Below are 7,166 nucleotides of genomic sequence, written 5' to 3'. Positions count from 1 at the left end.
CAGCCGAGCCAGCATGTCGCCAGATGCCTCAACAATATCGTTCAGATCGTTTGCAATAGACATAAAAAATCCGGAACCAGTGATTGGTTCCGGATTGTCCTACAGCAGAAGGATCGGTCAATGGATCCTTAACTGATCAGCATTGCCCTGTCACAGGGGCCTTTTTGTTGGTGTGCAACCCGTCGCTGGTTATTTGCGCTCGGGCAGCATATTGGTCAGGGTGTTGTCCTTGAGCACATGGTGGTGGTAGATGGCTGCCGCTGCGTGCAGGGCAATCAGAGCATAGCCAATGTTGGCCAGCGTCTCGTGCAACTCCTTGATGGTGCCCTTCAGGCCGTCATCGGGGGCGATGAGGGCGGGGAGCGCCAGGCCGAAGAAGGGAATGGGTTTGCCCCCTGCGCTCAACAGCAGCCAGCCCAGCAGCGGGGTGAGGATCAGGAAGCCATAGAGCGCCAGATGGGCGAGCTTAGCCAGCGTGAGCATCAGGGGGGAGAGCTCGGGCACGATACGCGGTGAAGGGCTACCCACGCGCACCAGCAGGCGCACGACCACCAGCGCCAGGATCAGCAGACCCACCATGAAGTGAAACTCCTTCATCAGGTCGCGGCCGGCCGACCCTTTGGGGAAGATGTCCCTGAACTCCATCAGCGCATAGACGGCGATCATCAGCAGCAGGGTCAACCAGTGCAGCCCTATGCTCAGGCTGCCATAACGTTGTTCGGTATTTCTCAGCATCGTTGTCTCCTCGCCACTTAAGCGGCTTATCTCTTTTCATCCCGTCTCATATCGAGCCAAAGGACCCGCAGGTATCCCTCTTGAGGGTACTCGGCTTGCTTATGCCCGTGTTGATCTCGATAACATTTCTGCCTGTTTGCCGTCATGCTGACCTGTGCGGGAGCCCATGGAGTATCGGGGGATGGAAGGGGCAAAAAAAAACCGAAGCACCAGGCTTCGGTTTTTGGTGGTCGCTGGCGTCAGGCCAGGGCGCATTATTTCTTGATGCGGATCACCGGGGTTTCGCCCACGGTCACGGCGCCAGTCATCTTCACCAGCTCTTTGATCTCGTCCATGTTGGAGATGACCACAGGCGTCAGGGTAGACTTGGCTTTGGCTTCCAGAACGGCCAGATCGAACTCGATGATGGTGTCACCGCGCTTGACCTGTTGACCTTCCTGAGCGATACGGGTGAAACCTTCACCCTTCAGCTCGACGGTGTCGATACCGAAGTGAACGAACAGCTCGATACCAGAGTCGGACTCCAGAGAGAACGCGTGGTTGGTCTCGAAGATTTTGCCGATGGTGCCGTCGCACGGAGCAACCATCTTGTTGCCGGCCGGCTTGATGGCGATGCCGTCGCCGACGATCTTCTCGGCGAAGACGACGTCAGGCACATCTTCGATGGGGACGATTTCGCCGGACAGCGGAGCAAAGATTTCGATGCCGCCAGTGTCAGAACTGTCGTCGGAAACCAGTTTCTTCAGTTTGTCGAACAGACCCATAGTAAAAGCTCCTAGAGATGATTGTCGCTGTTTGCAGCCGATCTTAGCAGACTGCCTTCTGCTTAATAAAGTTATCTACGCACGCTTCGATTTCGGCGGCGGTGGCAAAGCTCAGCGCCTGGTCGGCCATGGCCTTCACATCTTCGAAGTTGGTGTTGCGGATAAGCTTCTTGATACGCGGTACAGAGATGGCGCTCATGGAGAACTCATCCAGACCCATACCCAGCAGCAGCAGGGTGGCGCGTTCGTCACCAGCCAGTTCACCGCACATACCGGTCCACTTGCCATTGTCATGGGAAGCGTCGATCACCATCTTGATCAGGGTCAGGACGGAGGGTGACAGCGGGTTGTACATGGCGGAAATCATCTCGTTACCACGGTCGACAGCCAGGGTGTACTGGGTCAGGTCGTTGGTACCGATACTGAAGAAATCCACTTCCTTGGCCAGATGATGAGCCATCACGGCCGCGGCCGGGGTCTCAATCATGATACCCACTTCGATGGATTCATCAAAGGCTTTGCCTTCGGCACGCAGTTCGGCTTTCAGCGTCTCCACGGTAGCCTTCAGGCTGCGGAACTCTTCGACGGAGATGATCATCGGGAACATGATGCGCAGTTTGCCGAAGGCAGACGCACGCAGGATGGCCCGCAGCTGGGCGTGCATGATGTCGGTGCGGTCGAAGAAGATACGCACGGCACGCCAGCCCAGGAAGGGGTTCATCTCTTTCGGGAAATTCATGTAGGGCAGTTCTTTGTCGCCGCCGATGTCCATGGTACGGACAATGATCGGTTGATCCGGCATGGCTTCGGCCACTTCCTTGTAAGCCTTGAACTGCTCGTCTTCGGTCGGCAGCGCGTCACGGTCCATGAACAGGAACTCGGTACGGTACAGACCCACGCCTTCGGCGCCGTTGCGGATGGCACCCTCGGTATCCTTGACGGTCCCGATGTTGGCGCACACTTCGACCTGGTGGCCATCCAGGGTGATGGCAGGCAGGTCTTTGAGCTTGGCCAGCTCGTCCTTCTCTGCCTGGAACTGGGCCTGGAACTTCTTGGCTTCGTTCAACTGGTCGGCGGTCGGGTTGATGATGACCTGGTTGTTGATCGCATCCAGCACCAGCATGTCACCGTTCTTGACGCGCTCGGTGATGTCGTTGGTGCCCACGACGGCCGGCAGCTCCAGGGAGCGTGCCATGATGGAGGTGTGGGAGGTACGGCCACCGATGTCGGTGACGAAGCCCAGCACGTATTTCAGGTTGATCTGAGCGGTTTCAGACGGGGTCAGGTCTTTGGCGACCAGGATGACCTCTTCGTCGATGGTGCTCAGGTTGACAACGGCCATGCCCAGTACGTTCTTGACCAGACGGGTGCCGATGTCACGGAAGTCGGTGGCGCGCTCACGCAGATAGGGGTCATCCAGATCGGCCATCATCTTGGCGTACTGTTCGATCACCTCGTGAACGGCTCTGTCGGCAGAGGCTTTGTGTTCTTTGATGAAGGATCTGATATCCCCTTCCAGCTCTTCATCTTCGAGCAGCATGATGTGGCCTTCGAAGATGGCCTCTTTTTCTTCACCGAAGGTGCGACCGGCCATCTCTTTGATGGCTTCCAGCTGTGCGGCTGACTTGGTGCGGGCTTCGAGGAAGCGGTTGATCTCGGCATCAATCTGTTCGGCGGGAATCTTGCCTTGATTGATAACGATTTCATCTTCTTTCAGAAGAAGCGCCTTACCGAATGCGATACCGGGGGACGCAAGAATGCCAGATATCATAATCCTTCCTATTAAAACGACTGTGGGGGAGGAATAAAGCTGGATTACTCCAGCTCGTCCATCAGGGCAACCAGCTTCTCAACGGCTTTCTGAGCGTCCGGGCCGTCAGCCTGGATGGTCACGTTGGTGCCTTTGGTCAGACCCAGGGTCTGGAGCTTGAACAGGCTCTTGGCGCTGGCGGATTTGCCACCGGAGACCACAGTGATCTCGCTTTGGAATTCTTTGGCTTCTTTCACGAACTGAGCTGCAGGACGGGTGTGCAGGCCGTTTTCAGCAGTAATAACAACAGACTTCTCGTACATGGTTTCACCCCATATTATTGATATTGTTTGGAGAGATGGTCGCCAATGAGGCTTCCTGTCTCACCGTGTCAGTATGGATATGTTGTAAAGTAACGAAATCAGACCTGCAATGGTTTAATCCAGGTCAATTTTCTGTGCAGTATTCGGCGTCGTGGCCAGGTATTTTTTCGCTATCAGGCTGCAAGCCGCGTCAGGCCTGGCCTGAAATTATTTTATAACGAAAAATAACACTTTGTTACCTTGTGATACCTTGCCAGCAAACACCTCGTGACGCCGCACAGGATATGAGATTTATCACAGAATGTCTGCTTTTTTTGTCATATCCAAGTTTGTTATTTTACCCCAAAAAATAAGGGGCCGAGTGGCACTGGTGGCTAGAGAGTTTAGCGCATAATGAAAACGGCGCTCCGAGGAGCGCCGTCGTTTTGGTGTTGGCTGATCAACTACTGCTGCAATTCCTGCTCGCTGAACACACCGGCGAAGAGGGCGCTGGAGAGGTAACGCTCGGCGGCGCTCGGCAGGATGACGACAATCGTTTTCCCTTCGAACTCCGGCTGCTCGGCCAGACGGTTGGCAGCGACCACGGCAGCGCCGGAGCTGATACCGGCCAGGATCCCTTCCTCTTCCATCAGGCGGCGGGCCATCTCGATGGCTTCGTCACTGCTCACCTGCTCGACGCGGTCCAGCAGGCTCAAATCCAGGTTGCCCGGGATGAAGCCGGCGCCGATGCCCTGGATCTTGTGCGGACCCGGTTTGATCTCTTCACCCGCCAGTTTCTGGCTGATGACGGGAGATTCGCTGGGCTCGACCGCCACGGAGACGATGGCCTTGCCTTTGGTCTTCTTGATGTAGCGGGAGACCCCGGTGATGGTGCCGCCGGTACCGACGCCCGCCACGAACACATCCACCTCGCCATCGGTGGCGTCCCAGATCTCGGGGCCAGTGGTCTGCTCGTGGATTTCCGGGTTGGCCGGGTTTTCAAACTGTTGCAGCAGCACGTACTTGCCCGGCTCGGATTCGAGGATCTCGTTGGCCTTGGCGATGGCGCCCTTCATGCCGAGGGGACCTTCGGTCAGTACCAGGTTGGCACCCAGGGCCTTGAGCAGTTTGCGGCGCTCGAGGCTCATGGTGGCCGGCATGGTCAGGGTGATGGGATAGCCGCGGGCCGCAGCCACGAATGCCAAGGCAATGCCCGTGTTGCCGCTGGTGGGCTCGATGATCTCCTTGCCCTTGGTCAGCACGCCGCGTTTCTCGGCATCCCAGATGAGGTTGGCACCGATCCGGCACTTGACGCTGAAGCTCGGGTTGCGGCTCTCGATCTTGGCCAGCACGCGGCCCTTGGTAACACGGTTGAGACGAACAAGCGGGGTGTTGCCTATGGTCTGGCTGTTGTCCTCAAAAATTTTGCTCATGGTGCTATCCCTGTGTTTGTTAAGGCGATGAAACAAGATTACCCTGTGGTTTCTGAATGAGAAGTGACGAATCGTTATAACAATATGTTATTACAACATATAGAACTTATTCTCTCTTGCCGAGGGGGCTCCCGCTGCCTGGGCATCCAATGGAAGGGATCTCATGGGATTTGCAGGAAGCGACCGCTATCTCGCATCACAGGCACTGAAGATGGCCGTCGATGCCGCCATCGTGCTGGAGAAGCCGCTGCTCATCAAGGGTGAGCCCGGTACGGGCAAGACAGTGCTAGCGGAGGCGGTGGCCGAGTCCCTGGGCGCCGAGCTCATCAGCTGGCACATCAAGTCCACCACCAAGGCCCAGCAGGGGCTCTACGAATACGATGCCGTCGCCCGGCTGCGAGACTCCCAGCTCGGTGACCCCAGGGTAGGGCAGATAGGCCACTACATCCGCCGGGGCAAGCTGTGGCAGGCCTTCAGCGCAGAGCAGCGGCCAGTGCTGCTCATAGATGAAATCGACAAGGCGGACATCGAGTTTCCCAACGATCTGCTGCTGGAGCTGGATCGGATGGAGTTCGATGTCTACGAGACCGGCGAGCGAGTCAAGGCCCGCCAGCGGCCGGTGGTCATCATCACCTCCAACAACGAGAAGGAGTTGCCGGATGCCTTCCTGCGCCGCTGCTTCTTCCACTACATTCGCTTCCCCGACAAGGCCGAGATGCAGGCCATCGTCAAGCTCCACTACCCAAACCTCAAGGAGAGCCTGCTCGGTGAGGCGATGGAGCTCTTCTTCGAGCTGCGCGAGGTAGAGGGGCTGCGCAAGAAGCCGTCCACCTCGGAGCTGCTGGACTGGATCCGGCTGCTTTTGGCCGACGATATCGCCCCCGAGGCGATGCGCACCCGCGAGCCGGGCAAACTGGTGCCTGCCCTCTACGGCGCCCTGCTCAAGACCGAGCAGGACCTGCATCTGTTTGAGAAGCTCGCTTTTCTGGCCAGACGCGGCAGCTGACCCATGCTGATCGACTTTTTTAACCATCTGCGCCGTCACAAGCTCCCCTGCAGCCTGCGCGAATTGCTGGACTTGCACGCGGCGCTGGCAGCCAGACTGGCCAGCCTCGACATGGACGAGTTCTACCAGCTATCCCGCTGCCTGCTGGTGAAAGACGAGGCGCACTATGATCGCTTCGATCGCGCCTTCGCCGAGTATTACGAGGGGTTGGCCGCCATCCCCCTGTTGCCGGAGAGCCTGCCCGAGGAGTGGCTGCGCAAGGAGTTCGAGCGACTGTTAAGCCCGGAGGAGAAGGCGTTGCTCCAATCCCTTGGCGGGCTGGACAAGCTGCTGGAGACCCTCAATCAGCGGCTAAGCGAGCAGAAGGAGCGTCACGCCGGCGGCAACAAGTGGGTCGGCACCGGGGGCAGCAGCCCGTTCGGTCACGGCGGCTATCACCCGGAAGGGATCCGCATGGGGGGAGAGGGCCAGCACGGGCGGGCGACCAAGGTGTGGGAAGCGCGCCACTTTCGCAACTTCAGTGACGACTCGCCCCTGGGGCAGCGCGCCATCCAGCTCGCCCTGCGCAAGCTCAGGCGCTGGGTGCGCCGGGGCAATCCCGACGAGCTGGATCTCGACGACACCATCCAAAGCTCGGCCAGGCAAGGTTGGCTCGATGTGAAGCTCAGACCCGAGCGACACAACGGGGTCAAACTGCTGGTCTTCTTCGACGTGGGGGGCTCCATGGATGCCCATGTGGCCAAGGTGCAGCGCCTCTTTTCGGCCCTGCGCCACGAGTTCAAGCACCTGGTGTTCTTCTATTTTCACAACTGCCTCTACGACTTCGTCTGGCAGGACAATGCCAGGCGCCTTGATGATCGGCTCGATACCCTGCGGCTGCTGCGTACCTACGGCAGCGACTACAGGGTGATGGTGGTGGGGGATGCGAAGATGGGCCCCTATGAAATCACCTGGCCAGGTGGCAGCGTAGAGTACTGGAACGAGGAGCCCGGCCAGGTGTGGCTCGGGCGCCTGCAACAACATTTCCCCAAGATGGTGTGGGTGAATCCGCTGCCAAGGCAGGAGTGGCTGTGGCACCCCTCCATCAAGTTGATGAACGAATTGATCGGCGGGCGGATGCACCCGCTGACCCTGGCGGGTCTGGCTGCGGCCATCGACCAGCTGTGACCCTCTGAA

General features: G+C 58.3%; 7 protein-coding genes. 2 read left to right on the top strand and 5 right to left on the bottom strand.

The features are described 5' to 3' along the window. Positions 1–189: 189 nt before the first annotated feature. The 5 genes from J9889_RS08600 to cysK form a co-directional block, all read right to left on the bottom strand. The gene (locus tag J9889_RS08600) at positions 190–735 is read right to left on the bottom strand and encodes a cytochrome b (RefSeq protein WP_042015896.1); all 546 of its coding nucleotides are present in this window, start codon (positions 733–735) and stop codon (positions 190–192) included. A gap of 254 nt (positions 736–989) precedes the next feature. Next, positions 990–1,499: a PTS glucose transporter subunit IIA gene (gene crr / locus J9889_RS08595; RefSeq protein WP_010673569.1), complete on the bottom strand. Its 510-nt coding sequence runs from the start codon at positions 1,497–1,499 to the stop codon at positions 990–992. A gap of 43 nt (positions 1,500–1,542) precedes the next feature. Continuing rightward, on the bottom strand, positions 1,543–3,270 hold the full coding sequence (ptsI, locus tag J9889_RS08590; RefSeq protein ID WP_052814873.1) for a phosphoenolpyruvate-protein phosphotransferase PtsI: 1,728 nt from the start codon (positions 3,268–3,270) through the stop codon (positions 1,543–1,545). A gap of 44 nt (positions 3,271–3,314) precedes the next feature. Beyond that, the gene (locus tag J9889_RS08585) at positions 3,315–3,572 is read right to left on the bottom strand and encodes an HPr family phosphocarrier protein (RefSeq protein WP_005303128.1); all 258 of its coding nucleotides are present in this window, start codon (positions 3,570–3,572) and stop codon (positions 3,315–3,317) included. Positions 3,573–4,015: 443 nt separating this feature from the next. Beyond that, positions 4,016–4,984, bottom strand: coding sequence for a cysteine synthase A (cysK, locus tag J9889_RS08580; RefSeq protein WP_010673571.1), 969 nt, complete (start codon positions 4,982–4,984; stop codon positions 4,016–4,018). A 163-nt stretch (positions 4,985–5,147) separates the two neighbouring features. On the opposite strand from cysK, the gene J9889_RS08575 reads away from it, so the two are divergent. Further along, positions 5,148–5,990, top strand: coding sequence for a MoxR family ATPase (locus J9889_RS08575; RefSeq protein ID WP_043155832.1), 843 nt, complete (start codon positions 5,148–5,150; stop codon positions 5,988–5,990). 3 nt (positions 5,991–5,993) lie between these two features. After that, complete coding sequence (locus J9889_RS08570; RefSeq protein WP_210556391.1) at positions 5,994–7,157, top strand: VWA domain-containing protein; 1,164 nt, start codon at positions 5,994–5,996, stop codon at positions 7,155–7,157. Positions 7,158–7,166 lie beyond the last annotated feature (9 nt).

Origin of the sequence: Aeromonas sp. PrichA-15 (assembly GCF_017939245.1) — a bacterium.
GTDB classification, from domain to species: domain Bacteria; phylum Pseudomonadota; class Gammaproteobacteria; order Enterobacterales; family Aeromonadaceae; genus Aeromonas; species Aeromonas caviae.
The sequence above is the reverse complement of the archived record's forward strand: the minus strand, read 5'-3'. Positions and strand labels throughout refer to the sequence as shown.